This window comes from Frankia torreyi (genome assembly GCF_000948395.1).
In the GTDB taxonomy this organism is placed as follows: domain Bacteria; phylum Actinomycetota; class Actinomycetes; order Frankiales; family Frankiaceae; genus Frankia; species Frankia torreyi.
The window spans coordinates 13,066-37,007 of the sequence record NZ_JYFN01000027.1 but is presented as its reverse complement, the minus strand read 5'-3'; the positions used below and the strand labels follow the sequence as shown (position 1 = coordinate 37,007).

18 protein-coding genes, 1 pseudogene and 1 riboswitch are annotated in these 23,942 nt (G+C 73.3%); of the genes and pseudogenes, 15 read left to right on the top strand and 4 right to left on the bottom strand.

Annotated features, from left to right (window positions below; translation table 11 throughout):
• Nucleotides 1–257 precede the first annotated feature (257 nt).
• Nucleotides 258–1,193 carry a ParA family protein gene (locus tag FF36_RS17335; RefSeq protein WP_044886134.1) on the top strand — a complete coding sequence of 312 codons (936 nt, stop codon included), beginning with the start codon at nucleotides 258–260 and terminating at the stop codon, nucleotides 1,191–1,193.
• Nucleotides 1,190–1,777, top strand: a complete 588-nt coding sequence (locus tag FF36_RS17330) for a hypothetical protein (RefSeq protein WP_044886133.1) — start codon at nucleotides 1,190–1,192, stop codon at nucleotides 1,775–1,777. The genes FF36_RS17335 and FF36_RS17330 overlap by 4 nt, the downstream gene beginning before the upstream one ends.
• A gap of 96 nt (nucleotides 1,778–1,873) precedes the next feature.
• Here FF36_RS17330 and FF36_RS17325 read toward each other — a convergent pair whose 3' ends face one another.
• Both FF36_RS17325 and FF36_RS17320 read right to left on the bottom strand, forming a co-directional pair.
• A complete protein-coding gene (locus FF36_RS17325) occupies nucleotides 1,874–3,373 on the bottom strand; it encodes an MFS transporter (RefSeq protein ID WP_044886175.1) in 1,500 nt (499 codons plus the stop codon).
• 362 nt (nucleotides 3,374–3,735) lie between these two features.
• Nucleotides 3,736–4,305 carry a TetR/AcrR family transcriptional regulator gene (locus FF36_RS17320; RefSeq protein WP_255354287.1) on the bottom strand — a complete coding sequence of 190 codons (570 nt, stop codon included), beginning with the start codon at nucleotides 4,303–4,305 and terminating at the stop codon, nucleotides 3,736–3,738.
• A gap of 277 nt (nucleotides 4,306–4,582) precedes the next feature.
• Between FF36_RS17320 and FF36_RS17315 the strand changes: the two genes are divergently transcribed.
• The 4 genes from FF36_RS17315 (at nucleotide 4,583) to FF36_RS17300 (ending at nucleotide 8,473) form a co-directional block, all read left to right on the top strand.
• Entirely contained in the window at nucleotides 4,583–5,698 is a 1,116-nt protein-coding gene (locus FF36_RS17315) for an alpha/beta hydrolase (protein ID WP_242422581.1), read from the top strand.
• Between the two features lie 226 nt (nucleotides 5,699–5,924).
• On the top strand, nucleotides 5,925–6,980 hold the full coding sequence (locus FF36_RS17310) for a universal stress protein (protein ID WP_236705837.1): 1,056 nt from the start codon (nucleotides 5,925–5,927) through the stop codon (nucleotides 6,978–6,980).
• Between the two features lie 87 nt (nucleotides 6,981–7,067).
• Complete coding sequence (locus FF36_RS17305; protein WP_044886131.1) at nucleotides 7,068–7,916, top strand: sulfite exporter TauE/SafE family protein; 849 nt, start codon at nucleotides 7,068–7,070, stop codon at nucleotides 7,914–7,916.
• 218 nt (nucleotides 7,917–8,134) lie between these two features.
• Nucleotides 8,135–8,473 (top strand): DUF1634 domain-containing protein, encoded by a 339-nt coding sequence (locus tag FF36_RS17300; RefSeq protein WP_236705835.1) that lies wholly within the window; start codon nucleotides 8,135–8,137, stop codon nucleotides 8,471–8,473.
• A gap of 7 nt (nucleotides 8,474–8,480) precedes the next feature.
• On the opposite strand, the gene FF36_RS17295 is transcribed toward FF36_RS17300, so the two are convergent.
• Entirely contained in the window at nucleotides 8,481–9,587 is a 1,107-nt protein-coding gene (locus tag FF36_RS17295; RefSeq protein WP_044886129.1) for an LLM class F420-dependent oxidoreductase, read from the bottom strand.
• A gap of 569 nt (nucleotides 9,588–10,156) precedes the next feature.
• On the opposite strand from FF36_RS17295, the gene FF36_RS17290 reads away from it, so the two are divergent.
• From FF36_RS17290 to FF36_RS17280, 3 genes and pseudogenes are all read left to right on the top strand, one after another.
• Nucleotides 10,157–12,151, top strand: coding sequence for an nSTAND1 domain-containing NTPase (locus FF36_RS17290; protein WP_199865423.1), 1,995 nt, complete (start codon nucleotides 10,157–10,159; stop codon nucleotides 12,149–12,151).
• Nucleotides 12,061–14,004, top strand: a pseudogene (locus FF36_RS40905) (WD40 repeat domain-containing protein); the annotation flags it as partial. The gene FF36_RS17290 and the pseudogene FF36_RS40905, both read left to right, overlap by 91 nt.
• Nucleotides 14,005–14,549: 545 nt before the next feature.
• A riboswitch (SAM riboswitch) is annotated at nucleotides 14,550–14,664 on the top strand.
• Between the two features lie 26 nt (nucleotides 14,665–14,690).
• On the top strand, nucleotides 14,691–16,295 hold the full coding sequence (locus tag FF36_RS17280; RefSeq protein WP_052681198.1) for an aminotransferase class V-fold PLP-dependent enzyme: 1,605 nt from the start codon (nucleotides 14,691–14,693) through the stop codon (nucleotides 16,293–16,295).
• A gap of 56 nt (nucleotides 16,296–16,351) precedes the next feature.
• Here the strand turns inward: FF36_RS17280 and FF36_RS17275 are convergent, their stop codons facing one another.
• The gene (locus FF36_RS17275) at nucleotides 16,352–17,245 is read right to left on the bottom strand and encodes a class I SAM-dependent methyltransferase (protein WP_044886127.1); all 894 of its coding nucleotides are present in this window, start codon (nucleotides 17,243–17,245) and stop codon (nucleotides 16,352–16,354) included.
• Nucleotides 17,246–17,669: 424 nt separating this feature from the next.
• On the opposite strand from FF36_RS17275, the gene FF36_RS35995 reads away from it, so the two are divergent.
• The 6 genes from FF36_RS35995 to FF36_RS17245 all read left to right on the top strand — a co-directional run bounded on the left by FF36_RS35995 (nucleotide 17,670) and on the right by FF36_RS17245 (nucleotide 23,878).
• Nucleotides 17,670–18,164, top strand: a complete 495-nt coding sequence (locus FF36_RS35995) for a methylenetetrahydrofolate reductase C-terminal domain-containing protein (protein ID WP_242419043.1) — start codon at nucleotides 17,670–17,672, stop codon at nucleotides 18,162–18,164.
• Nucleotides 18,161–19,465 (top strand): amidohydrolase family protein, encoded by a 1,305-nt coding sequence (locus FF36_RS17265; RefSeq protein ID WP_044886126.1) that lies wholly within the window; start codon nucleotides 18,161–18,163, stop codon nucleotides 19,463–19,465. Before FF36_RS35995 ends, FF36_RS17265 begins: the two co-directional genes overlap by 4 nt.
• On the top strand, nucleotides 19,462–20,262 hold the full coding sequence (locus tag FF36_RS17260) for an ABC transporter ATP-binding protein (RefSeq protein ID WP_052681197.1): 801 nt from the start codon (nucleotides 19,462–19,464) through the stop codon (nucleotides 20,260–20,262). Before FF36_RS17265 ends, FF36_RS17260 begins: the two co-directional genes overlap by 4 nt.
• The gene (locus tag FF36_RS17255; protein ID WP_052681188.1) at nucleotides 20,259–21,152 is read left to right on the top strand and encodes an ABC transporter permease; all 894 of its coding nucleotides are present in this window, start codon (nucleotides 20,259–20,261) and stop codon (nucleotides 21,150–21,152) included. Before FF36_RS17260 ends, FF36_RS17255 begins: the two co-directional genes overlap by 4 nt.
• 116 nt (nucleotides 21,153–21,268) lie before the next feature.
• Nucleotides 21,269–22,462: a hypothetical protein gene (locus tag FF36_RS17250; RefSeq protein WP_044886125.1), complete on the top strand. Its 1,194-nt coding sequence runs from the start codon at nucleotides 21,269–21,271 to the stop codon at nucleotides 22,460–22,462.
• A 3-nt stretch (nucleotides 22,463–22,465) separates the two neighbouring features.
• Nucleotides 22,466–23,878, top strand: a complete 1,413-nt coding sequence (locus FF36_RS17245; protein ID WP_052681187.1) for an FAD-binding oxidoreductase — start codon at nucleotides 22,466–22,468, stop codon at nucleotides 23,876–23,878.
• The last annotated feature ends 64 nt before the right edge of the window (nucleotides 23,879–23,942 follow it).

Genomic DNA, 23,942 nt, shown 5'->3' with positions numbered 1-23,942 from the left:
TGCGACTTCCGCGACGGTGGTAGCGCCAACATCACCCACCGTGCCCCCAATACGGGGTGGAACGCACCACTACCGGTCAAGGTGTACGCATCGCGGCCACCCGGCACGGATCCACGCTCAGGCCGCCCGAGCATCTCGTGATGTGCTGTCCGGCATCCCCGCCGGCACGGGTCACGCAGGGCGCGGGAACGGGTGGCACCGCAGCGACGGGGGAGACGGATGGCCCGGTCAACGACGGAGCACGGGAGCGGATCGCCGTGCGGGTGATCTCGGTCGTGAACTACAAGGGCGGCGTCGGGAAGACCACGCTGACCGCGAACATCGGCGCACAGATCGCCGCCTGGGGGAAGCGGGTCCTGCTCCTCGACCTGGATCCGCAGGCCAGCCTGACCTTCTCGTTCTACCGACCCGAACAGTGGCGGGCTGGGCTCGCCGACAACCGGACGATCAAGCAGTGGTTCGAGGCGTGGCGGATGGACGGCCCGGTGCCGCCGCTCGCCCCGCTGATCACGTCGCCGGCGGTGGTGAACTCCCGGATCGCGCAGGGCAGCGGGGCGCTCGATCTGATCGCCTCCCATCTCTCCCTCGGCGACGTCGAGATGAACCTCGCCGCGCGCCTCGGCGGCGCGGAGGTGCACCGTTCGACCCGCCACTACTTCGACGTCTACCTGCGGCTCGCCGCCGGGCTGGCGACCCTCCCCCCGACCACCTACGACCTGGTCCTGCTGGACTGCCCGCCGAACTTCGGCGTCATCACCCGCGCGGCGGTCGCGGCCAGCGACCAGTTGCTGATCCCCGCCCGCCCGGACGAGCTGTCGACCCTGGGCATCGAGCACCTGCAGTCCCGGCTGCGCCGGTTCATCTGGGAGTTCAACCGGATCGTCGACCTGCAGTCGGATCTGCATCCGGCGGTGAAGAAGCTGGAGCCGATCATCCTCGGGGTCGTCTTCACGATGGTGCAGTACTACTCGGGCAAGCCGATCGCGGCCCTGCGCCCCTACATCGCGCAGACCCGGCAGCTCGGGCTGCCGGTCTTCGAGGCGATGGTCCGCGAGAGCAATCACCACTTCGCCGGCGCGGCGCGCACCCAGCTTCCCGTCATCCTCTCCGACCAGGTCACCCCCGCTCTCGCCTGGGAGCTGCACCGCCTCGTCGAGGAGTTCCTCAAGCGGATCAGGACGCCTCAGCCATGACCGACGCCCGCAACGCCCCCGAAACCCCCGAAACCCCCCACGCCCCCGAAGCCGCCCGACTGAGCACACTGCTCCTGCGCCAACTCGCCGACCTGGTGGCCGGACTCGACGAGCAGCAGATCGGCGAACTGCTGGCCGGGCGGGCGCGGCTGACCGTCACGGCCGCGCCCGGTCGCCCGGCGAGATCGACGCCGACACGGGCGACGCCAACGCAGCAGACGCCGGCGAGGCAGACGCCGGCGTCGAAAGCAACACCGGCGACGCGGCGGCGGACGACTCGCCCGGAGGCGGGCTCGAAGACGGAGACGGGCCCGAAGACGGGGGCGGCGCCTCCGGCCTCGGTGGACGTCGAGGCTCTGCGGGCGGCGCTGCTCGGCGCGGCGAGTCGGGAGGAGGCCGCCGAGCGCCTGGCCGCCCTCGGCCGGGTGTCGGTGCCGCAGTTGCGGGCGCTGGCCGGCGCCCTCGGAGTCGACGGGGTCGGCGGAAAGGACCCGAAGGCGACCGTCATCCGCAAGATCGTCGACGGGACCGTCGGCTTCCGGCTCAGCTCACAGGCGATGCTGAGTGAGGAGGCCGACCTCTGAACGAGAGGAGACCGGCCTCAGCGCGAGCAGGCCACTCGGAGGTCACGCCGGACCGGTGCGAGCCCGTCCGGGGGCCCGCACCGGCGACCGGCGGGATCAGCCGACGTGTGCCGGGGCACCCTCCACGTTCACCGCGGACTCCCGCCCGGCGCGGATGAACACGAAGATCACCACCGCGGCGATCGCGATGAGGATCGCGCCCCAGAGGAACGCCGTGGTGTATCCCTCGATCTGCGACTGCGCGAGGGCGGCCGGACCGTGGCCGTGGCCGTCGAGGTAGCTGCCGACAGCGGTCGCGTAGACCGTGTTGAGCAGGGCGGTGCCCAGCGAGCCGCCGATCTGCTGGGTGGTGTTGACCAGGGCGCTCGCGACCCCGGCGTCGTGCGCGGCGACGCCGACGAGGGCCAGGTTCGACAGCGGGACGAACGAGAAACCCATGCCGAAGCTGATGAGCAGCTCCGACGGCAGCACGTGGGCGACGTAGCTGGAGTCGACCCCGATGGACATGAGCAGCGCCATGCCGACCGCGGCCATCGCCGTCCCGACGCCGGCGAGCACCCGCGGACCGATCCGCGGCAGGAGCTGGCTGGCCGTGCCCGCGGAGAAGATGATCCCGGCACTGAACGGCAGGAAGGCGAACCCGGTCTTCAACGCACTGTAACGCAGGGTCTGCTGGAAGTAGTAGGTCAGGAACAGGAACATCGCGAACAGCCCGGCGCCGATCAGCAGCGAGGCCAGGAACGACCCGCCGCGGTTACGTTCCCAGGCGACCCGCAGCGGCAGCAGCGGCGCGGTGGAGCGCGCCTCGATGACGACGAACGCGGCGAGCAGCGCCACCGAGCCGATGAGCAGCCCGAGGGTGCGGACGTCGCTCCAGCCGTCCTCGGCGGCCACCGTGAAGCCGTAGACGAGGGCGACGAGGCCGGCGGTGACCGTCACCGCGCCGGGAAGGTCGTAGCGGGCCTCGCCCTGCGCGCGGCTCTCCCGCACCACAGGCACCGCGAAGGACGCGGCCACGAGCGCGATCGGCACGTTCACCAGCAGGCACCAACGCCAGGAGGTGTACTCGGTGAGCAGGCCGCCGACGATGAGCCCGATCGCCGCACCGCCGCCGGAGATCGCGCCATACACCCCGAACGCCTTGGCCCGCTCGCGGCTCTCCGTGAACGCGACGGTGATCAGGGACAACGCGGCCGGCGCGAGCAGCGCGGCGAACGCCCCCTGCAGGGCCCGGGCGGCGAACAGCATGGCGGCGTTCGGCGCCAGCCCGCCGAGCGCCGAGGCGAGCGCGAAGCCGATCAGCCCCCAGACGAAGGCCCGCTTGCGGCCCAGGTAGTCGGCGATGCGCCCGCCCAGCAGCAGCAGGCCGCCGAAGGCGAGGGTGTACGCGGTGACCATCCACTGCCGGTTGGCGGTGGAGATGCCCAGGTCTGCCTGGGCGTGCGGCATCGCGATGTTCACGATCGAGGCGTCGAGCACGACCATGAGCTGCGCGACGGCGATGATGCACAGCGCCAGCCACCGCCGGGGATCGGGCTCGCCGTCGGCCACGCCCACCGGGGGATCCCCAGCCTTGCGGTCGACAGTTGTGGTCACAGGAGGCTCCTTGCCGAGGAAGACGAGCTGCCGGGACATCGAGCGAGACATTCACATCAAGCGGGGCGTTCACATCGAGCGGGCGTTGACGAGCGGGACGTCAGTCCCGCGCGGGCAGGGGCGACCGGCGCGCGGGACAGCGACGCGGCGGCGAGCGGACGCGGATGCAGGCCGCCCACATCGGGCCGGCAGCAGGTGATGGAACCCGCACAGGGTGGGACGCGGCGGGGTGGGGCGGGTGTGACACGCGGGCTGGGTCGGCGCCATCTTCGCCGCCCCTGGTCGATCTCTCCACTCGTTTTCAGGTCCGCTGGGCGGCACGCCCAGACCACTCCACCTTCGCTCGGGTGTTCGAGACAATATTAGCTCAGACGTTCGATCCCCATCGCGGGCGGGGTCGATCGACCGGCGAGCAGCGGAAGCACCACGTCATCGACGACGTGGCCGGCGAACGCCTCGTCCAGCGGCTCCCCCGTGACGAGCAGACGGGTGAAGATCATGGCGAGGATGACCTCGACGAGCACCTCGGGTTCGGTCTTCGCGAGCAGTTCTCCCCGCTGCGCCGCCCGCTCGAGCAGGCAGCGGCCGAGCTCCACCTTGCGTTGCAGGATGTTGGCCTGGATCACCGCGGCCAGCCGAGGGGACTCGCTGGCCGCCCGCAGGACGCCGACGAGCAGCGCCCCGTCCTGACCCGAAACGGTATCGATCATGAGGCGGACCTCGGCGGCCACGTCGTCTCGCAGGCAGCCGGTATCCGCGGGGACGTGATCGGCGGGACCATGCCGACGCAGCGCCTCCACGACCATCTCGTCCTTACAGGACCACCGACGATAGATCGTCGCCTTGCTGGCCCGGGCCCGGGCCGCGACAGCAACCATGCTCATCCGCTCGTAGCCGACCTCGATGAGCAGCTCCAGCGCCGCGTCCAGGATCGCCTGCTCGCGGGACTCGTCCCGGGGCCGACCCCGACCGGCGGCGGCCGGCGGCGAAATAACTCGCCACCCCCTTCCTTCGGATCAACGCCCGGCGGACACTCCGGGGCGGGTCGCAGGCCCCACCAGGGACTTCCGCGCGACCATGAAAACAGTACCGTACTGTACCGAAAAAGTCGTCCCACGAACTCGCATGGCGTCGCTCACATCCCGCCGGCACCTCGAGCTCTCATCCCGGGTCGGACTGGCGGCAATCGCGCATATCCGGGCAGGCATGATGGCACGCGACCAGCCAGTCGCCGGGACCGCCAGCCGCCGCCCGGCCCCCGAGAGGACCGCCGCCATCCACCACGTCCCGCACCGCCTCATGGCCGCGGCCACGGGCGGCCTGCTCGTCCTGGGCCTCGCCGTCGCTGCCTGCTCCCGGTCTGACACCACCCAACCGGCAACGTCGACGCCGACCAGCGGCCCCGTCCGGCTGGACGGCCCGGCGGGGACGCCCGACAAGGTTGACGGGATGTGGGTGCTGCGGGATGTGCCCTACGCGCCGGTCTCGCCCGCCCAGCGTCTGGATCTCTACCTGCCCGAGGAACCACCCGCCACCGACGCACCGTCCGCCGCCGACGCATCCCGCGCCGGGACGGGGCTGCCGGTGGTCATCACCATCCACGGCGGCGCGTTCGCGCTCGGCGACAAGCACGACGACCTGCCCGTGGTTCGCGCTCTGGTGCGCGCCGGCTATGCCGTCGCCAGCCTGAACTACCGGCTCTCCGGTGAGGCCCGTTTCCCCGCCGCGGTCCAGGACGTCAAGGCCGCGGTGCGCTGGGTGCGCGCGCACGCCGCCGACCACGGTCTCGACCCGGACCGGATCGCGGCGAGCGGGGCGTCGGCCGGGGCGTACCTCGCGGTCATGCTGGGGACGACGCCGGGGGTCACGATGTACGACGACCCGGCGCTGGGCAACCCCGGCGTCTCCAGCGCCGTGCAGGCCGTCGTCGACTTCTACGGCCCGGTCAACTTCAGCTCCATGGACGACCAGCTCCGCGCGAACGAGCGCTGCGCCGCGTCCGACGCCGGGCACGGCCGCCCCGACTCGCCGGAGTCCCGTTTCCTCGGCCGCACGGTGGCCGCCGTGCCCCAGCTCGTCCGGGTCGCGAGCCCCCTGAACTACCTCGGCCGCGCCCCCCTGCCGCCGTTCCTCATCGAGCACGGCGACGCCGACTGCACCGTGCCGCACCGCCAGTCCCTCGAGCTCGCCGACGCGCTGCGGGCCGCCGGCGCGCCGGCCGTCGAGGTCACGATCGTGCCCGGCGCCGGCCACGGCGGCGCGTTTCCGACCGCCGAGCGGATGCCCGCCGTCCTCGCCTTCCTCTCCCGCGCTCTCGGTCACTGACCTGCCCCTGCTCACCACCTCACGCCCTCGGTCACCGGCCACCACCCGTGGTCCCCGCTGTCCTTCCCCAGCAAGGCAAGGACCGGGACCGGGTCAAGGGCCCTCCGGCCCTGTCCGGCCCGGCCACCCGGCCGTCCCTCGGATGGCGTTCGGCGTGTCGCCGCAGGTCACCGCACGGGCATGGTGGACGGTGTCGGGAATCACGGTGGCGAGAAGGGTGACAACGATGGCGCAGACCACAGGCCGCACGGACGGGGCGGACCAGTCGAACGTCACCGGCCAGTCGGACACTGCGGGCCAGTCGGGCACCGCCGCGGCTCAGCCGGGCGTGGTTCGGTCAGACGCGGTTCAGCCGGACGCGGCCGGCACGGGCGGCATCGTGGTGGGGGTCGACGGCTCCCCGGAGTCGATCGCCGCCCTGCGCTGGGCCGTCGACGAGGGTGCGCGGCGCCGGCTGCCGGTGACGGCGGCGCTGGTCTGGGACGCCGTCGGGGAACCTCGCGCGGTCTTCGACAGGGCGGCCGGCGCCGACCGCGCGGGGCTGGAGCAGGCGGCACGGCGGGTCCTGGCGGACACGGTGGCGGCGGTGCGCGTCCACGACCCGGCGGTCACGGTGACCGAACGCGTCGAGGAGGGCAGCCCGGTGCCCGAGCTCCTGGGGATCGCGACCGGCGCGCAGCTCGTCGTCGTCGGCGAGCGCGGGCCCGGCGCGCTGCACCGGCTGGTGGCCGGGTCGGTGTGCCAGGGAGTCGTCCACCACGCGCCACTGCCGGTCGTCGTGGTGCGCGGCGGCGCCGACCGGTCCGGCGGGGCAACAGGGGCGACAGACGCGGTGGGCGCGGACACGACGTCGGTGGACGAACGCCCGGTCGTCGTCGGCGTCGACGGGTCGGCCGGCTCGCTGCGGGCACTGCGCTGGGCGGTGGAGGCCGCCGCCGCGCGCAAGACCGCCCTGCGCGCCGTGCATGCCTGGCATCTCGACGTGCCGGTGTACCCGGGGATCTACGCGGACTTCGGCTCCGCGCTCGCCGAGCAGGCGCAACGCACCCTCGACGACGCCGTGAACACGATCATCGCCGAGCATGGCGGCGGGCTGCCGGTCCCGGTGGTCAAGGAGGCCGTCGCCGACGGCGCCGCCCGGGCACTGCTGCGCAGCGCCACGGACGCGCAGTTGCTCGTCGTCGGCAGCCGCGGCCACGGCGGGTTCGCCGAGCTGCTGCTGGGCTCGGTCAGCCACCAGTGCGTGGCGCACGCCCCCTGCCCGGTGGCCGTGATCCGCTAGCAGCCGGCTACGTCACTCGCGCCAGCAGGATCGTTCTGATACAGATATTCTCTGTACCAGAACTAATTTTCTGACCTGTGAGGCGCCGTGAGCCCGTTGGCCGAGATCGTCGCCATCACCGCCGTCTGCGTGGCGTCCGGCTGCCTGGGCAGCCTGCTGGGACTCGGCGGCGGCACCTTCGTCGTCCCGATCCTGACGCTGGCCTTCGGTCTCGACGTGCGGCTGGCGATCGGCGCCTCGGTGATCTCGGTGGTCGCCGGCAGCGCCGCGGCGTCACCGCGCTACCTCGACGAGGGCTTCGCGAACCTGCGCGTCGCGGTCACCCTGGAGGTGGCGACGGTGATCGGTGCCGTCGCCGGGGCGCTGCTCGCCGGGCACCTCAGCGCCCGCACGCTCTACACGGTGTTCGGTGTCGTGCTGGTGTTCAGCGCGGTGCAGATGCTGCGCAACCGGCAGGACCGCGCCGGCACGGCCGTGCCGGCCGACCGCATCGCCGACACCCTGAGCCTGCACGGCACCGGCACCCACACAGCCGCCGGCACGGCCGTCCGCGACGTCCGGCCCTACCGAGTCACTCGCACCGCGACCGGCCTGACCATGATGACCGCCGCCGGGGCGGTCAGTGGCCTGCTCGGCATCGGCTCGGGGGCGATGAAGGTGCCGGCCATGGACCTCGCGATGCGGCTACCACTCAAGGTGTCGACGGCGACGAGCAACCTCATGATCGGGGTGACCGGCGCGGCGAGCGCCGTCGTCTACCTGCAGCGGGGCGACGTCGTGCCGGCTCTGGCCGGCGCGGTGGCGCTCGGGACCGTCGTGGGCGCGCGCCTCGGGTCGCGGCTGCTGGCCGTGGTGCCCGTGGGGGCGCTGCGGGTGATCTTCCTCGTCGTCCTGCTCGTCATCAGCGTCCAGATGCTGCTGCGGGGCCTCGCGTGAGGGCGGTCCGGTGGCCCGGCCGGCGGTCCGGCCAACGGTTCACCGCCCCCGGGCCCCACCCCCCGGGCCGCGGCCCCTCGCCGGCAGTTCCCGGAGAGGCAGTTCCCGGAGAGGCAGTTCCCGCCATGGTCCCGGCGCCGACATCCCCGACGTCGACATCCCCGACAGGGGCATCCGAGACGGGGGCATCCGAGACGGGGGCCCGTCAGGTCGCGCTGGTGCTGCGGATCGGTGGGGCGCTCGGTGCCGCCCTGGTGCTCGCCGGGCTCGCGGTCGCCGTCGCCCAGGGCGGCGCGGGCTGGCTGCACGGCGCGGGCGGGGATCCGCTCGGCGGCGGCGCGGCGATGCGGCTGTCCGACCTGGGTGGCGGGCTGCGCCACGGGCGGGCCGGCGCCGTCATCCTGCTCGGCATGCTCGTCCTGGCGGCGACGCCGGCCGCCGGCGTCGCCGCGGCCGGATGCGCCTGGCTGCGAGCGCGCCGGGCGTGGCTGGCGGGTGTGGCCGTTATCGTGCTGCTGCTGCTCGTCCTCGCCAGCGTCCTCGGCGCCGCCGAGTAGCGCGACATCACCGAGCGCCCTGAGCCGACCGAGCACCCTGACCCGACGGAGCGCCCTGACCCGACGGAGCACCCTGAGCCGACCGGGGACGCAGGGCACGTAGCAGATCGAGGGCACGCTCGGTGAACTCCTCGGAGCGCCACGTCAACCCGCCGCCTGCCCCGGCCTGCGTCGTCCCCCGGACGAACGACGGCTCCAGCCGGACGTAGAGCTGGACCGCGGTGACGCCCGGCTGAACGAAGGCGGCGATCTGGTCGCGGCACTGCTGCGGCGTGCCGTGGATGAACAGCCGATCGATGACGTCGTCGGGCAGGGCCGCGGCTGCGCCGTGCTGGTCGCCGGCGCGCCAGCGTTCGTGGGAGGCGGCGAGCAGGTCCCCGTTGCCGAGCCATGCGTGGAAGGCGTGGTACGGCGTCTGGTTGAGGATCCAGGCGAGGAACGGGCGGCTGCCGCGGCGGGCCGCGTCGGCGTCCGCGGTCGGGCTGACGAACACCTTGACGACCAGTTCCTTGCCGGCCGGCTGCGGGCCCACGGTGGCGCGCACCGTGGCCAGGTCCTCGGCGGACAGGAGGTTGGTGACCGCACCATCTCCCTCGGTGAAGCCGAGACGGAGCATGCCCGGCCGCAGCGCACCGAGGATGACCTTGGGGGTTTCGGCCGGCGGTTCGGGCAGCGCGAAGCCGCGAACGGTGAACGTGTCGAACGCGCCCGACACCACCTCCCCCCGCAGGGCTCGGGTGAGGAAACGCAGCGTGTCCCGGGTCCGGCGGAACGGCTCGTCGAACGGGATGCCATTGAGGTCGGTCACGTGGGCGGGCACGGACGAGCCGATGCCGAGGACCAGCCCGCCGGCGGTGAGATCGGCCAGCGTCGTCGCGGTCTGGGCGAGCACCGCCGGCCCGCGGGTGTGCACGGGCACGATGGCACTGGCCAGGCGCAGCCGAGGATCCCACGCCGCGGCGGCCGCGAGCGGGGTGAAGGCGTCCGCTCCCCCGCCCTCGGCCGTCCACACGTCGCTGTAGCCGGCGTCGACGAGTCCGGTGACGATGCGGCGGTGCTCCCGCAACGGAATGCCGGGCAACGGCAGGGTGACGCCGAAACGAACCTCGGTCATGGAGACACCTCGTGGATGCTGGTCGGAACCCGGCGGCACCGCCGGGGGCGGGTGGTGGGGGTCGCGGATGGGGGCCGACGCAACGGCCACCCCGGACCGCGTTACGCTCATCATCGACTTCCCTGCGCTCGTGCCTGAGGACCATTCCAGGCGGCTCGCCGCGGACCGTCCAGAGGCATCCCGATGCTGCTACCGGCGCCTACCGGATGATGACGCCCGACGGGTAACACCGTCTTGACCGTCGTCGAACATGACACCCAATCTGAGCATGAGTTCTTTCTCGCCGCATTCCAGCCGGCGCCGACGCCAGCCGGCCAATCCCACCCGCATGAATTCCCGGACGGCCCCATTCCCCGGGGCACATCCAGCCCGCGATACGCGGGGGCATGGCGACCAGGCAGCCGTCCCCCGATCCCTATCGACCGCCGGGGCCACCAATACCGCCGCACCCGCCAACGGCGGAACCGATTGTCGGCTTGCCGCCGCCCGCGACCACGGCTTCCACCGAGGCGTTACCATGCCATCTCGCCGGTGGTTCCACCGCCGTAGGCGCATTTGGGGCGGTGCAGGTGGCACAGGTTTTCATCAGTCACGCCAGCGTCGATTTCGCCATCGCGGAGCGGCTGTCGGCCTGGTTGCGGGCAGCTGGTCACCGGACGTTTCTCGATCACGACCTGGAAAGCGGTCTCGGAGTCGGTGACATCTGGGCCAGACGACTGTTCGAGGAGCTGTACGAGGCGGACGCGCTCGTCGCCGTCGTCACCGACGCCTTCGGGCAGTCGCCCTGGTGCGCGGCGGAGGTGGGCATCGCCCTGGCCAACCGGCTGCGGCTGCTACCGGTCCGGGTCGACACGCACGTCGACCACCGGCTGATCTCCAACGAGATCCAGTGGACCGATCTCGACGGCGATGGGGAGTCGGCGCGCGCGGCCCTCCTCGAAGCCCTGCGGCGACTCGACGGTGTGGACAGCGGGCCGTGGTCGGCGGACCTGACCGTGTACCCGGGCCTGGCCGCGTTCACGGCGGGCCAGGCTCGGATCTTCTTCGGCCGGGCGGCGGAAAGCCGCCAGCTCGCCGAACGGGTCCGTGCGCAGGCCGGGCCGCGCACGGACGAGCTTGTCCTGGTCATCGGCCCGTCCGGCTGCGGGAAGTCGTCGCTCGTCCGGGCCGGGCTGGCGCCGCACCTGGCCGCGGATCCACAGTGGCTCGTCCTGCCGCCGCTGGTCCCCGCCGCGCGCGAGAAGGCGACGGCACTGTCCTCCCTCGCCAGCCTGCTCGCCGTCGAAGGCCGCCGTGGCCTGGCCTGGCGGACCGACGCCCTCGTCGATGCGCTCGACGACCCGGGGGAGATCACGCGCCTGCTGGAGGTCCTCCTCGACGCCGCCGGGGCGCGCCGGCTGCTGCTCATCGTCGACCAGGCGGAGGAACTGCTGGTCGAGACCAGCGAGGAGCAGCAGATCCTGTTCGCCTCGGTGCTGCGGGAGGCGGTGCGGGGACCGGCTCGGGTGGTCGCAACCGCCCGGTCGGAGTTCGTCCACCCGCTGATGTCGCTGGCCTCCCGTACCCGCCTTCCCGTCGACACCTTCTCGGTCAGGCCGCTGAGCCCGCAGACGCTCCCGCTGATCGTCACCGGACCCGCCCGGCATGCCGGCATCGAGGTCGACGACGAGCTGGTGGCCCGCCTGGTCGCGGACACCGGAAGCGGCGACGCCCTGCCCCTGCTCGCCTTCGTCCTGGGGGAACTCGCCGCCGGCGTGCCCCGCGGCGGGGCCCTGTCCGCCCAGCACTACGAGCGGCTCGGCGGGGTTCGGGGCGCCCTCGTCCAGCAGGCGAACAGGGCGCTGTCCGACGCGGCCCGGGAGGGCGGGCGCACCCGCCGGGAGGTCCTCGACAGCCTGCTGCAGCTCATCACCATCGACGACCACGGCCAGTTCACCCGTCGACGGGTCCCTCTTGACGACCTTCCCCCTCTGATCAGGGCTGACCTGCGATTCTTCGTCAACCGGCGGTTGCTCACCATCCACCGACCGGCCAGCGACCCACCCGGCGGCGAGGCCAGGTCCGGCGGCGAGGCCGGAGAGGACGGCCGGCCCGGCCGAGGCGATGACGGGGGGAGCGCCATCGGCGCCGGGCCCGGTCGAGGGCTGCAAACCGGGACCACGGGGTGGCGTGCTCGGGGCATCCTCGGTCGACGGCGGGCACCCGGGGCCGGCGCGGCGCAGCCGACCGGCGACGCCGCGGACACCGGGCAGGTCATCGCCATCGCCCACGAGCAGATCGTCACGGCGTGGCCGCCGCTGGCCGACGTCATCCAGGCATCCACCGCCCGGCTCCGGCTGGGCGCGCAGGCACTCGACGCCGCCGGTCACTGGGCGCAGGAAGGCCACCCGGCCAGCCACCTGTGGGACGCCGACCGGGCCCGACGAGCCGAACACACCCTCGGCGGCCGCGCGACGTTCCCGAACTCACCCGGATGTTCCTGGCCGCGAGCCGGCGGCGCAGGCGGATTCAACGGCGACGGGTCGCCCTCGTTCTCGCCGCGACACTCCTCGCGGCGGGCCTGATCGCGGCCGAACAGCACGGCGTCGCCCTCGCCCGCGAGCGGTCCGCCATGACCCGCCTGCTGGCCGCTCGCGCCGAGCAGGTGGACGACGGCGACCTGCCTCGAGCGCTGCGCCTGGGACTCGCCGCCATCGCGCTACAGGACACCCCGGAGAACCGACAGAGCCTCGCGGGTACGGTCGCGGGCACGTCCTGGGCAGCCAGCGTCGACGCCGGCATGGGCGACGAGGTGACCGCCACGGCGGCAGTCGTCAGCCCGCACGGCGACGTCCTCGCCACCGGCGGCCGGTACCGCTCCGATCTCAGCGAGCCGCGACGACGCGGGCGGATCTGCTGGATGCCCGCGGCCCGACTGTCCTCCCCCGCCGTTGCCGCACCTGGCGGGTCGATCGGAGTCGACGTCCCGGTCACCGCCGGCTGCGTCGACGATGACCAGGAACCCGCCGCGCTGGCGTTCCGCCCCGACGGCCGGATGCTCGCCGTCCTCAGCCGAAACGTCGACCGGCCCGGCGGCTGGCTGCGGCTGTGGAACCTCGCCCACACCCGCCCGCCCGCCCTCGCCGCCAAGGTCGAGATCCCCAGGGAGACACCCGCCGCCCTGACGTTCGGCCCCGACGGTCGCCTCCTGTCTGCCGGCCAACTCCCCGACGGCGGCGGCAGCCGGCTTCGCCTGTGGTCCTTCACCAGCCCCGGCACCCTGCGCCTGGCAGTCTCCGCCGACGACGGCAGGGAGTTCCTCACCTCGGTCGCCAGCGACCCCGACGGACGCTTCCTCGCCACCACGGGCCGCCGCCGCGACGGCCGGGGCGGACTGCTGCGCCTGTGGGCCATCTCCGGGGCCGACCGCCTCCGTCCCGGCTCCACTGTCCGCCTCGATCCGCTCGCCTCGGTCGACGACGACCAGGCTCTGATCGGCGTCAGCTTCGGCGGCGGCCGGCTCGCCACCGTCGGCCGAGGCGACGCCGCCGGCGGCGGACGGTTACGAATCTGGGACACCACCGGCCAGCGCCGCCCGTCTCTGCTGGCCGAGGTCGACGACGACCAGCCCCCGACCGCGGTCGCGGTCAGCCCCGACGGACAGACCGTCGCGACCGCCGGCGACATCGGCAATGGCACCGGCGGCCGGCTGCGGCTGTGGGACCTCGCCGATCCAGGCCGTCCCAGACCCGTCGCCAGCCTTGACGACGACCAGCTCCTGACCACCCTGACGTTCAGTCAGGACGGCCACCACCTGATCACCGCCGGTGCCTACCCGCCGGGCACGGGCGACGGCGGGCGCTGGCGACGCTGGGATCTCACCGACCTCGGCCGGCCGGGGCGCGTTCTGGACATGGGAACCGACGGCGGCATCAACGCGGTCGCGTACGGCCCCGACGGCTACACCCTGGCCACCGCCGGCCGCACCGGCTGGATCACGCTCTGGAACGCCGCCAACGTCCGCCATCCGGTCCGGACCAGCACCGTCAACGCCGGCGGGGCGACGACAACGACCGTGACGTTCAGCCCGGACGGCCGGCTGCTCGCCACCGTGGCTGTTCAAGGCACGGCCGGAACTCGGGGACGGCTGTGGGACGTCACATCGCCGCGCTCGCCCCGCTGGCTCGTCGACCTGCCCGAAGAGCAGAAGCTCACCGCGCTCGCGTTCAGCCCCGACAGCCGCACCCTCGTCACCGCGAGTGCCATGGCTGACGGTGGCATCGGTGGCCGGGTGCGGCTGTGGGACGTCACCCGTGCCCGGACCCCCCGTCTGCTTGCCGACCTGGCCGACGACCAGCGGGTCGCCGCGGTCGCCGTCAGCCCCGACGGACACACCCTCGCCATCGCCAGCGGCCGGCCGTACCCTGTGCCCGGTCCCNCCCCCGCCGCGACGGACGTCAGCGGCCGGCTCCGGCTGCTCGACGTCACGGACCCCGGGCGTCCCGTTCCGCTCGCCGCGGTGCGAGTCGCGGACAACCTCTCTGCGGTCGCGTTCAGCCCCGCCGGTGACACCCTGGCCGCCACCAGCCGTCCCGCCGACGGCGGGGACGGGCACCTACGCCTGTGGAAGATCGCGGACCGCCGGGTTCCCGCCCTGCTCGCCGACGACCGGCATCACGCCAGCCCCCACGACGAGGGCGACACCGTGCCCGCCCCCATCTCCGCGGCGGCGTTCAGCCCCGACGGACGCGTCCTCGCCACCAGCAACTTTGCCGACGACAAGCGCCGACCCGAGGACTGGTTACGACCGGCTCGGCCGGGGTCGGACCCGCGCGTCCGGGCCTGTGCGGCCGCAGGTGGCGGGCTGTCGCGGTCGCAGTGGGCCCGCGAGGTGCCGGGCATCGCGTTCCGGCGAAGCTGCGGCTGAGCCGCGTCAGACGACACCCGCCCGCGGGAATTCGGGTTTTGCTAAAGTTCCTCCCACGTCTTGAGCGCCAGCGTTCAGCCCCGGCTTGCTGGCCGGCAACCCTCCTTATGCAGCGGGGTGCCCCGGGTGGTGACGAGGCCGCGGCAACCCCGCCGACGGCAAGTGCCGACCCTTCGTGGGTCCTACCAGGAGCGATGATGACGTCGATCATCTCTGCCGTGCCCCCGTCCCTCGCCCGGCAGGCCTGCCCCGCCCGGCCGACCGGACGGCAGGCCGGCCGGGCGCCCACCGGCGACGAGGCCGCCGGCGCCGAGCCCACCGGCGACGAGCCCACCGGCGCCGCCGCGCCCGGCCTTCCGAACCCGCACCAGAGGCAGCACCCCGCGCCCGGCGCGCTGCTGGCGGTGCAGGGAGCGGGGCTGGGCGTGCCGCTGGTCGGCGGCGGGTGGGCAGAATACGCCAACCTCGACCACGCGGCGAGCGCACCGTGCCTGACCGCGGTGGCCGAGCACGTCGCCCGCGTGCTGCCCTACTCGGCGAGCGTGCACCGCGGCGCCGGATTCGCCTCCCAGGTGTGCACGACCCTCTACGAGGGCGCCCGGCGCGACGTCGCCCGATTCGTCGGCGCCCGCGACGGTGACCTCACCGTGTTCACCCGCAACACCACCGATGCAGTGAACCTGCTCGCCCGGTGCCTGCCCGCCGCCGACGCGGCCGGCGGGGTCGTCGTGTTCGACGTGGAGCATCACGCGAACCTGTTGCCCTGGCGCGCCCGCGCGGGCTACCGATCCGTCGCCGCCCGATCGACCCTGGCCGAGAGTCTCGCCGCGCTCGAGGCCGAGCTGACCGCGGCACCGACGGCTCTTCTCGCGGTGACCGGTGCCTCCAACGTCACCGGGGAGACGCCCCCGCTGGCCCGGCTGGCCCGGCTGGCACACCGCGCCGGCGCACGGATCTTCGTCGACGCCGCCCAGCTCGCCCCGCACCGCCACCTCGACATGGCCGCCGACGACGTCGACTACCTGGCGTTCTCCGGGCACAAGCTGTACGCGCCGTTCGGCGCGGGAGTGCTGGTCGGCCGGGCCGACTGGCTCGACGCCGCACCCCCCTACCTGGCCGGCGGCGGGGCCGTCCGCGAGGTGAGCACCGACGCCGTCGACTGGGCCACCGGCGCGGCCCGCCACGAGGCCGGCACCCCCAACCTCGCCGGCGCGACCGCGATCGCCGCCGCGTGCCGCACGCTTGCCGCGCTCCCCCCGGGCGCCTGGGAACGCCACGAGTCGGACCTGCGCACGCGGCTGCTGGGCGGGCTCGCCGGGCTGGACGGCGTCGTGATCCACCGCATCTGGTCCGACCCCGAGGCCACCCCGAACAGCGCTGGCGGCCCGAGCACGGACGGCGGCCGGCGTACCCGCGACGGCGCCGGAGCCTGGCAGGACGCGGTCGGCGTCGTCACGTTCTCGCTGCCCGGGCACGACCCGGCCCGGGTGTCGGCGTACCTGTCCGCCGAGCACGGCATCGGGGTGCGCGCCGGCCGGTTCTGCGCGCACCCGCTGCTGGCCCGGCTGGGGGCGCCGGGCGGGGCGCTGCGGGCCAGCATCGGGGTGGGCACGACGGACGATCATGTCGACCGCCTGATCGCCGCGGTGGCGCGATACCTGCGGGTCGGGCCCGGCTGGGACTACGCCCTGCGCGACGGGCAGTGGCAGCCGACCCCGGACGATCGGCGTCTTCCGGACTGGGCCGAACAGTACGCGGCCGCGGCCGCCCACGACCTCCCCGCCGCTCCCTGCGGGACCTGACGATCCCGGTGACCCGGCGGGCGGGCTGCGGCTCGCCCGCCGCCCGCTCCACCGGGTCACGCCAGGGCCGGGCCCGCCGGGTTGCGTTCCTGGGTGACCGCCACCAGCAGCTCCTCTGCGCTGGACGGGGCAAGCCCGTCCGACCTGCCGGCGAAGTAGCGGCGGGCAAGGCTCGTGGCCGACACGTGCCGTGCCGCGCCAAGGCCGGCGTCGCGGGCCAGCGCCAGCATGTCCTGCGGGGCGTAGAAGCTGACGAAGGGCGTGCCGGCGGCCCGCGCGGCGCGTTCGGTCGCCTCCCGTAGGGGGCGCTCCGCCGGTTCGACGAGCTCCAGCGGCAGCATGAACGTCATGGCCAGGGTGGAGCCGGGAGCAAGGGCCGCGACCTGGCCAAGCGTGGCCGCGATGGCGTCCCCGGTGAGGTACATGGAGACGCCGGCGGAGGCGATGACGGCCGGGCGGCCCGCGTCGAAACCGGCGGCCACCAGCCCCTGCCGCCAGGAGCCGCCCGCCTCGAAGTCCACGGGCACGAACCGCAGCCAGGGCGGGGCGCCGAGACCGAGCTCGGTCAGGCGCCGCCGCTTCCACTCCTGCGGACCCGGCTGGTCGACCTCGAACACCCGCATGCCGGCGGCGAGCTGCGGCCGACGCTGGGCGAAGGTGTCCAGGCCGGCGCCGAGGATGACGTACTGGTCGACACCGAGGCCGGCCTGTTCGACGACCAGATCCTCGATGAGGCGTGCACGCGCCACGATGGACGCCCGGATGCGGCTCGTGGCGGAGGGGTCCATGTCCGGACGGCGCAGCCATCCGCCGTCCGGGGCCGCCAGCCGCAGCCCGATCTCGTCCTCGAACACGTGCGGCGGCGGGTCGACCTGGACGTGGACGGCCCGCCACAGCGCGACCCGCACCGCCGTGTTGTCCGGCTCCGCGGTTCGCAGCCCGTTGATCATTTTGCCGTTCCTCTCGACGATTCCATCTGCGGCGGCGCCCGCTTCACCGCTTCACCGCGCGGATGGGCATCGGCGCGCAGGCGCACGTCGATCACTCCGGGCTGCCGCTAGGTAGGATGCTAGCATCCTAGATTGACGTGACGAGTCTTTTCTCGAGACGAGGGGGGCAACCGACCGCCGGAAGGCACCTGGGATGCACGCCGGGCCCGGCACAGGGTGATCAACCGATGACGGAACGTAGCAGTCGCCGGCGATACCTTGACGATCACGACTGAGGGTTACGTAAACCTGGATCCAGGGTCACCATGGTCGAAACTCATCTTTTATCGAGCGGAAATCGCCCGTAGACCGCCGGGCTGGACAGTGTTGGCGTGATGAACATCGGAGCGGCTGCGGACGCCACCTGGCGTGGCGCGGTCGCCCGGTGTCCCAAGTCGCCCGGTGTCCCAACAGGATGGACCACGGCCCCTGTGGAGGAGTCCAGTCCGACGGTCGCTGCGAGGTCCCGGAACTCGGCCCGTGCCCCTTCCTGGACGCCCTCGACGCCTGGCCGTACCTCGACCAGCCCGCCATCGCCGGCCGATCGGTCCGGCCAGCATCGGCCCGCTCCGCGGCGGCCGCGGCGTTCCTCGCGGCCGCGGGGGTACGACCGGTGATCGTGGCCGACCTGCCGGCGGCGGCGATGTCCGCGAACAGCCTGCGCGCGTGCGGCGCGGAGCTCGCACCGGTGGCCGACGCCTGCCTCCTCGGCGATCACGGCGGTGCCCGCGTCCAGTTCCCGCCGTCCTACCGGGCCAGGCTGCTGACCGACGCCGGCGTGTCCGTCCGGGCCGGGGTCAACTGCCGGGACCGCAACCGGGTGGCGATCGAGGGCGAGATCGCCCACCGGATCCTCGGCACGCGGGCGCGGACGTCATGAGCTGGCTTCGGGGCGCGATGACCGCGCACGGCGACGTGGTGGACGTGGAGCTGTCGGACGGCGTCATCGGGCGGGTCGTCCCGAGCGGCGCGGGCGTCGACGTCGCCCGGGTCGGCCCGGGCGACGTCGACCTCACCGGCCAGGTGCTGCTGGCGTCGTTCGTCGAGCCGCACGCGCACCTGGACAAGGCGCTCACCGCGTCACTGGCCCGCAATGTCACCGGCGATCTCGCCGGCGCGATCGAGGCGATCCAGACCCTGCTGCCCGGCTCGACGGTCGAGGACTTCACGACCCGGGCCGAGGCGGCGCTGCGCATCCAGCTCGCGATGGGCACCACCCACATCCGCACGCACGTCAACGTCGGGGTGCAGTCGGGCATGCGGGCGCTGGAGGCACTCGTCGACGTGCGGGAACGCTGGCGCGGCCTGGTCGACCTGCAGCTCGTCGCTCTCGTGTCGAACCCGCTGGACGGCCAACCCGGCCGCGACCTGCGCCGCGCGCTGGCCGAGGGAGCCGACGTGGCCGGCGGCTGCCCACACCTCGACCCCGAGCCGCACCGCGCGGTCGCGATCTGCCTGGACGCGGCCGGCGAGGCCGGCCGCCCGCTGGACCTGCACACCGACGAGACCCTCGACCCGCGGCTGCTCACCCTCGCCACGCTCGCCGACCTGGTCGGCCGCACCGGTTTCCCGCACGGCGTGACGGCCAGCCACTGCGTCAGCCTCGCGATGCAGCCCCCGGACGTGCAGGACAGGGTCAGCGAGCAGGTCGCCGCCGCCGGCATCGCCGTCGTCGCGCTACCCCAGACCAACCTGTTCCTCCAGGGGCGCAACCATGCGGTCGGCACCCCGCGCGGGCTGACCGCCGTCGCGCCGCTGCGCCGCGCCGGGGTGACCGTGGCGGCGGGCGGCGACAACCTGCGTGACCCGTTCAACCTCGTCGGCCGCGGCGACGCGCTGGAGACCGCGTCGCTGATGGTCACCTGCGGGCACCTCGCCCCGGACGAGGCGCTGGTGGCGGTGAGTGGCGCGCCGCGGCGCGCCCTCGGGCTGCCGGCCGTCTCGATCACCTCGGGCAGCCCGGCCGATCTTGTCGCGCTGCCGGCGGCGAACGCCCTCGAGGCGCTGGCCGCGGCCGGCGAGCAGCGGACCGTGTGGCGGGCCGGCCGGGTCGTGGCCCGCACCACGGTGCACTCGGAACTCACCGAACCGCGCCGACCGGCCCCGCGCGCCGAGCCGGTCCGGCGCCCCGGGACCGAGCCGTACGACGCCCAACCGGACCAGTGGGAGGCCGCCTCATGACGATCGCCGACACCGCCGCCGGCGCCACCGCCGACGCCACCGGATCCGGCGCGCCGGCCCTGTCCGGCGCGCCGGCCCTGCACTTCGCGGGGGTGCGCAAGCGGTTCCGGGACGGCACCGTCGCGCTCACCGACACCGACCTGACGATCCGCCCCGGCGAGTTCGTCTCGATCGTCGGACCGTCGGGGTGTGGCAAGAGCACCCTGCTGCGCATCGCCAGCGGGCTGGACGAGGCCACCGACGGAACCGTCGACGTGGCCTCGAAGAACGTCGGCTACGTCTTCCAGGACGCCACTCTGCTGCCCTGGCGCAACGTCCGCGACAACGTGCGGCTGTTCGCGGAGCTGGAGCACCTCGACTCCGTCGAGCGGGGGCGTCGCGTCGCCGACGCGATCAGCCTCGTCGGGCTCGCCGGCTTCGAGGAACATCTGCCCCACGAGCTGTCTGGCGGCATGCGGATGCGCACGTCGCTGGCCCGCTCGCTCGTGCTCGACCCCTCGATCTTCCTGTTCGACGAGCCGTTCGGCGCGCTCGACGAGATCACCCGCGAACGACTCAACGACGAGCTGCTGCGGATGTTCATGCTGCGCCGGTTCGCCGCGCTGTTCATCACCCACTCGGTGGCGGAGGCGGTGTTCCTGTCCACCCGGGTGGTGGTGATGAGCGGTCGGCCGGGACGGGTGAAGGCGGATCTCGCCGTCCCGTTCGACTACCCACGCTCGCCGCACCTGCGTTACAGCGCCGAGTTCGCCGCCCTGTGCGGCGAGGTCTCGCACCATCTCAGGAGCGAGTCTTGAGCGTGACGGTGCCTTCCGCGGTCGAGACGGACGCGACCGGCGACGCGGCCGCGGCGACGCCGGCGATCGGCGCGACACCGCCCCGCCCCCGATCTCGCCGGCGCGGCGCCGGGCTGGTCAGCTTCGTGCTGCTGCCCGGGGCGGTGTTCGCGGTGTTCATCGGCATCTGGTACGCGGTGTCCGACGGGGTGCTCAACGACCAGCAGCGGTTCATGCTGCCGCCGCCGCACGAGGTCGTCCGGGTCGGCTTTCTCGACTGGTCGAACTTCACGACGATGATGAGCGCGCTGCGGTTGACCTGTGAGGTCACCTTCGCCGGCCTGGCCATCTCGATCGTCATCGGGGTCACCGTCGCGGTGGCGATGAGCCAGGCCAGGTGGATAGAGAACTCGCTGTACCCGTGGGCCGTCGTGATCCAGACGGTGCCGATCCTGGCGCTCACTCCGGTGCTGAGCTTCTTCTTCGGTTTCGCCCTGACCAGCCGGATCATCGTCTGTGTCATCATCGCGTTCTTCCCCATCGTGTCGAACACGCTGTTCGGGCTGCAGTCGGTCGACCGGGGCATGCACGAGTTGTTCAGCCTGCACCACACCAGCCGGCTGACCCGGCTGTGGAAGCTGCAGTTGCCAGCGGCGCTGCCGTCGATGTTCACCGGGTTCCGCAACGCGGCCGGACTGTCGGTCATCGGGGCGATCGTCGGCGAGTTCTTCTTCAAGCAGGGTGAGCCGGGGCTCGGCACGAACCTGTCGGTGTTCACCTCCCGGTTGGAGGGCGAGCGCCTGTGGGCGACCACGCTCACCGCGAGCCTGCTCGGCGTCGCGGTCTTCGTCTTCTTCGGCTGGCTGGCGCGGCGCGTGGTCGGCCGCTGGTACCAGCCGAAGCGCGGCTGACCCCCTCGGCGCGACCCACGCGACGGCGCACCCTGCGCGCCGCCGCTCCCTGCCGCCGCGCCCCCACTGCACCGCACCCTCCGGCCCGAACGGCCGATGAACTCGGGGAGACCTAGTTGACCAGATCTCGGCGACGGCCCGCGCGGCTCGTTGCGCTGACCGCGACCGCACTCGCCCTCACCGCCGCCGCCTGCGGCAGCAGCGACGGGGGGGCCACCGGCGCGGCGGCCCCGTCCGCGGCGGGCGCGGCCCCGGCGGCGCTCAACCTCAAGGCCGCCGGCTGCCCGTCGACGATCGTGCTGCAGACCGACTGGAACCCGGAGTCCGAGCACGGCGGCCAGTACAAGCTGCTCGGGCCGAACCCGAAGATCGACGCGGGCAAGAAGTCGGTCACCGGTGAGCTGACGGCCCACGGCGGCGTCGACACCGGGGTGAAGCTGGAGATCCGCGCCGGTGGCCCGGCGATCGGCTTCCAGACGGTGACCTCCCAGCTCTACAAGGATTCCGGGATCACGCTGGGCTACCTGGGCACCGATGAGCAGATCGCCCTGTCCAAGACGCAGCCGACCGTGGCGGTGCTGGCGGGTCTGGAGAAGAGCCCGCAGGTCATTCAGTGGTCGCCGGACAAGCACCCGGGCTGGAAGACGATCGCCGACATCGGCAGGACCGACACAAAGGTCCTGTACTTCCAGGGCGCGTCCTACATGGACTACTTCACCGGCTCCGGCATCCTGAAGAAGGGTCAGGTCGACGGCAGCTACGACGGCACGCCGACCAACTTCGTGGCCTCCGGCGGCGCCGACGCCGTGCAGGGCTTCGCGACGTCGGAGCCCTACACCTGGTCCCACGAGGTGCGCTCCTGGGACAAGCCGTTGAAGTACCAGCTCATCGCGGACGCGGGCTTCGACTTCTACCAGCAGGCGATCGGCGTCCGCAAGGACAAGCTCGACGCGCTCAAGCCCTGCCTGAGCAAGCTCGTCCCGATCATGCAGCAGGGCGTCGTCGACTTCATGGCCGACCCGGCCGCGACCAACACGCTGATCCTCGACCTGGTCGACAAGTACAACAACGGCTGGGTCTACTCCCAGGGCGTCGCGGACTACGCGGTGCAGACGATGAAGTCGCTGGGCATCGTCGGCGACGGCGCCAACAGCACCCTCGGCGACTTCGACGACGCGCGGCTGCGGAAGCTCATCGAGATCCTCGACCCGATCTACCAGTCGCAGGGCAAGCCGGTCCTGTCCGGGCTCAGGCCGGCGGACCTCGTCGACAACAGCTTCCTCGACACCAAGATCGGGCTTGGTACCTGAGCGATGTCGGATTCGACCCTCGCGGCGTCGCACGGCCGGGCCGGGGAACGCGCGCTCCCCGGCTTCGGCCGGGCGGCGCTGCCCGCCGTGACCCCTCTCGACCCGGCTGTGCTCGACGCGCTGACCGCCGAGCTCGCCACCCTGGTCGGCGCCGACGCCGTGCTGCGCGACGAACCGGCCCGCCTGGCGGCCTCGACGGACTGGGCGCACATGAGCCCGGTGCTGGCGCCGCTGCTGCCCGGCGGTGTCGCCGACGTGGTGATCCGCCCGCCCGACGCCGCCGGGATCGCGGCGGCGGTCGGGGCCGCGCACCGCCACCGGGTGCCGGTGACCGTGCGCGGCCAGGGCACCGGCAACTACGGGCAGGGCATCCCGCTGTTCGGCGGGCTCGTCATCGACACCACGGCGGCCGCCCGGATCCTCGCGGTGGAGAACGGCTGGCTGACCGCGGAGGCCGGCGCGTCGTTCGTGCTGATGGAGAAGGCTGCCCTGGCCACCGGGCAGGAGCTGGCAATCCTGCCGTCGACCGTGGGCAGCACGGTCGCCGGATTCATCGCCGGCGGCTCCGGCGGCACCGGCTCGATCGCCAACGGCGCGATCTGGGACGGCTACCTGCGCTCGCTGCTCGTCGTGCCGTGCACCGACGATGCCATCCCGGTGGAGGTGCCCTTCCCGGACGACACCGCGATGGCGCACGCGTTCGGGGTCAACGGGGTGATCGCGCAGGCGACCGTGGCGCTGCGCCCCGCGCGCCGCTGGACCGGGCTGTTCGCGTCCTTCCCGGAGCTGGCCGGCGCGGTCGCCGCGGGCGAGGAGCTGTTCGACCTGGAGCCGACCCCGCGGCTGCTCTCCCTCGACGAGGCCGGGATCATCGCGACCTACCGGCCGGTCGACCCGGCGATGCCCGCCGGCCGGGTCAGCGTGCGCGGGATCGTCACCGAGGACAGCGTCGCCGCGGCGACCGCCGTCGTCGAGCGGCACGGCGGGCGGGTCGACGCCGTGCGCCCCAGGGGCCCGGCGCACATCGCCTCGCTGTCGTACAACCACACCACGTACCGCGTCCGCAAGGTCCGCCCGGAGCTCACCCACCTGCAGTGCATGGGCCCCGGTCTCACTCGGCGCCGCGCCGAGGTCGCCGCACTCGCCCCCGAGTCGCTCATCCACCTGGAGGGCTTCCTCACCGCGAACGGCCGCGACTGGGTCTCGATGCTGTTCCTGCGCTACGACGGGCCCGACGACCTGTACGAGCGGATGGCCCGCCTGGCCGACGTCGAGGTGTACGTCGACGACCCGCACACCTGGGAGCTGCACCACGGCCGCCTGGACCTGGTCCGCGAGGCCGCCGCCCGGCTCGACCCGGACGGCCTGCTCAACCCCGGCAAACTCCCCGCCCCCACCCCCGCCACACCGTCCTGAACCGTCACGCCGACGCACGGCAACGAGCGCCAGGGCGAACAACCACCGTGCGAGGGGCGGCCAA

What these genes read in the sequence shown, in the direction of transcription:
- FF36_RS17330 (WP_044886133.1), top strand. Translation starts at nt 1,190, where the DNA reads ATGACCGACGCCCGCAACGCCCCCGAAACCCCCGAAACCCCCCACGCC.
- FF36_RS17315 (WP_242422581.1), top strand. Translation starts at nt 4,583, where the DNA reads ATGGCACGCGACCAGCCAGTCGCCGGGACCGCCAGCCGCCGCCCGGCC.
- FF36_RS17310 (WP_236705837.1), top strand. Translation starts at nt 5,925, where the DNA reads ATGGCGCAGACCACAGGCCGCACGGACGGGGCGGACCAGTCGAACGTC.
- FF36_RS17295 (WP_044886129.1), bottom strand. Translation starts at nt 9,587, where the DNA reads ATGACCGAGGTTCGTTTCGGCGTCACCCTGCCGTTGCCCGGCATTCCG.
- FF36_RS17280 (WP_052681198.1), top strand. Translation starts at nt 14,691, where the DNA reads ATGACGTCGATCATCTCTGCCGTGCCCCCGTCCCTCGCCCGGCAGGCC.
- FF36_RS17275 (WP_044886127.1), bottom strand. Translation starts at nt 17,245, where the DNA reads ATGATCAACGGGCTGCGAACCGCGGAGCCGGACAACACGGCGGTGCGG.
- FF36_RS17265 (WP_044886126.1), top strand. Translation starts at nt 18,161, where the DNA reads ATGAGCTGGCTTCGGGGCGCGATGACCGCGCACGGCGACGTGGTGGAC.
- FF36_RS17260 (WP_052681197.1), top strand. Translation starts at nt 19,462, where the DNA reads ATGACGATCGCCGACACCGCCGCCGGCGCCACCGCCGACGCCACCGGA.
- FF36_RS17245 (WP_052681187.1), top strand. Translation starts at nt 22,466, where the DNA reads ATGTCGGATTCGACCCTCGCGGCGTCGCACGGCCGGGCCGGGGAACGC.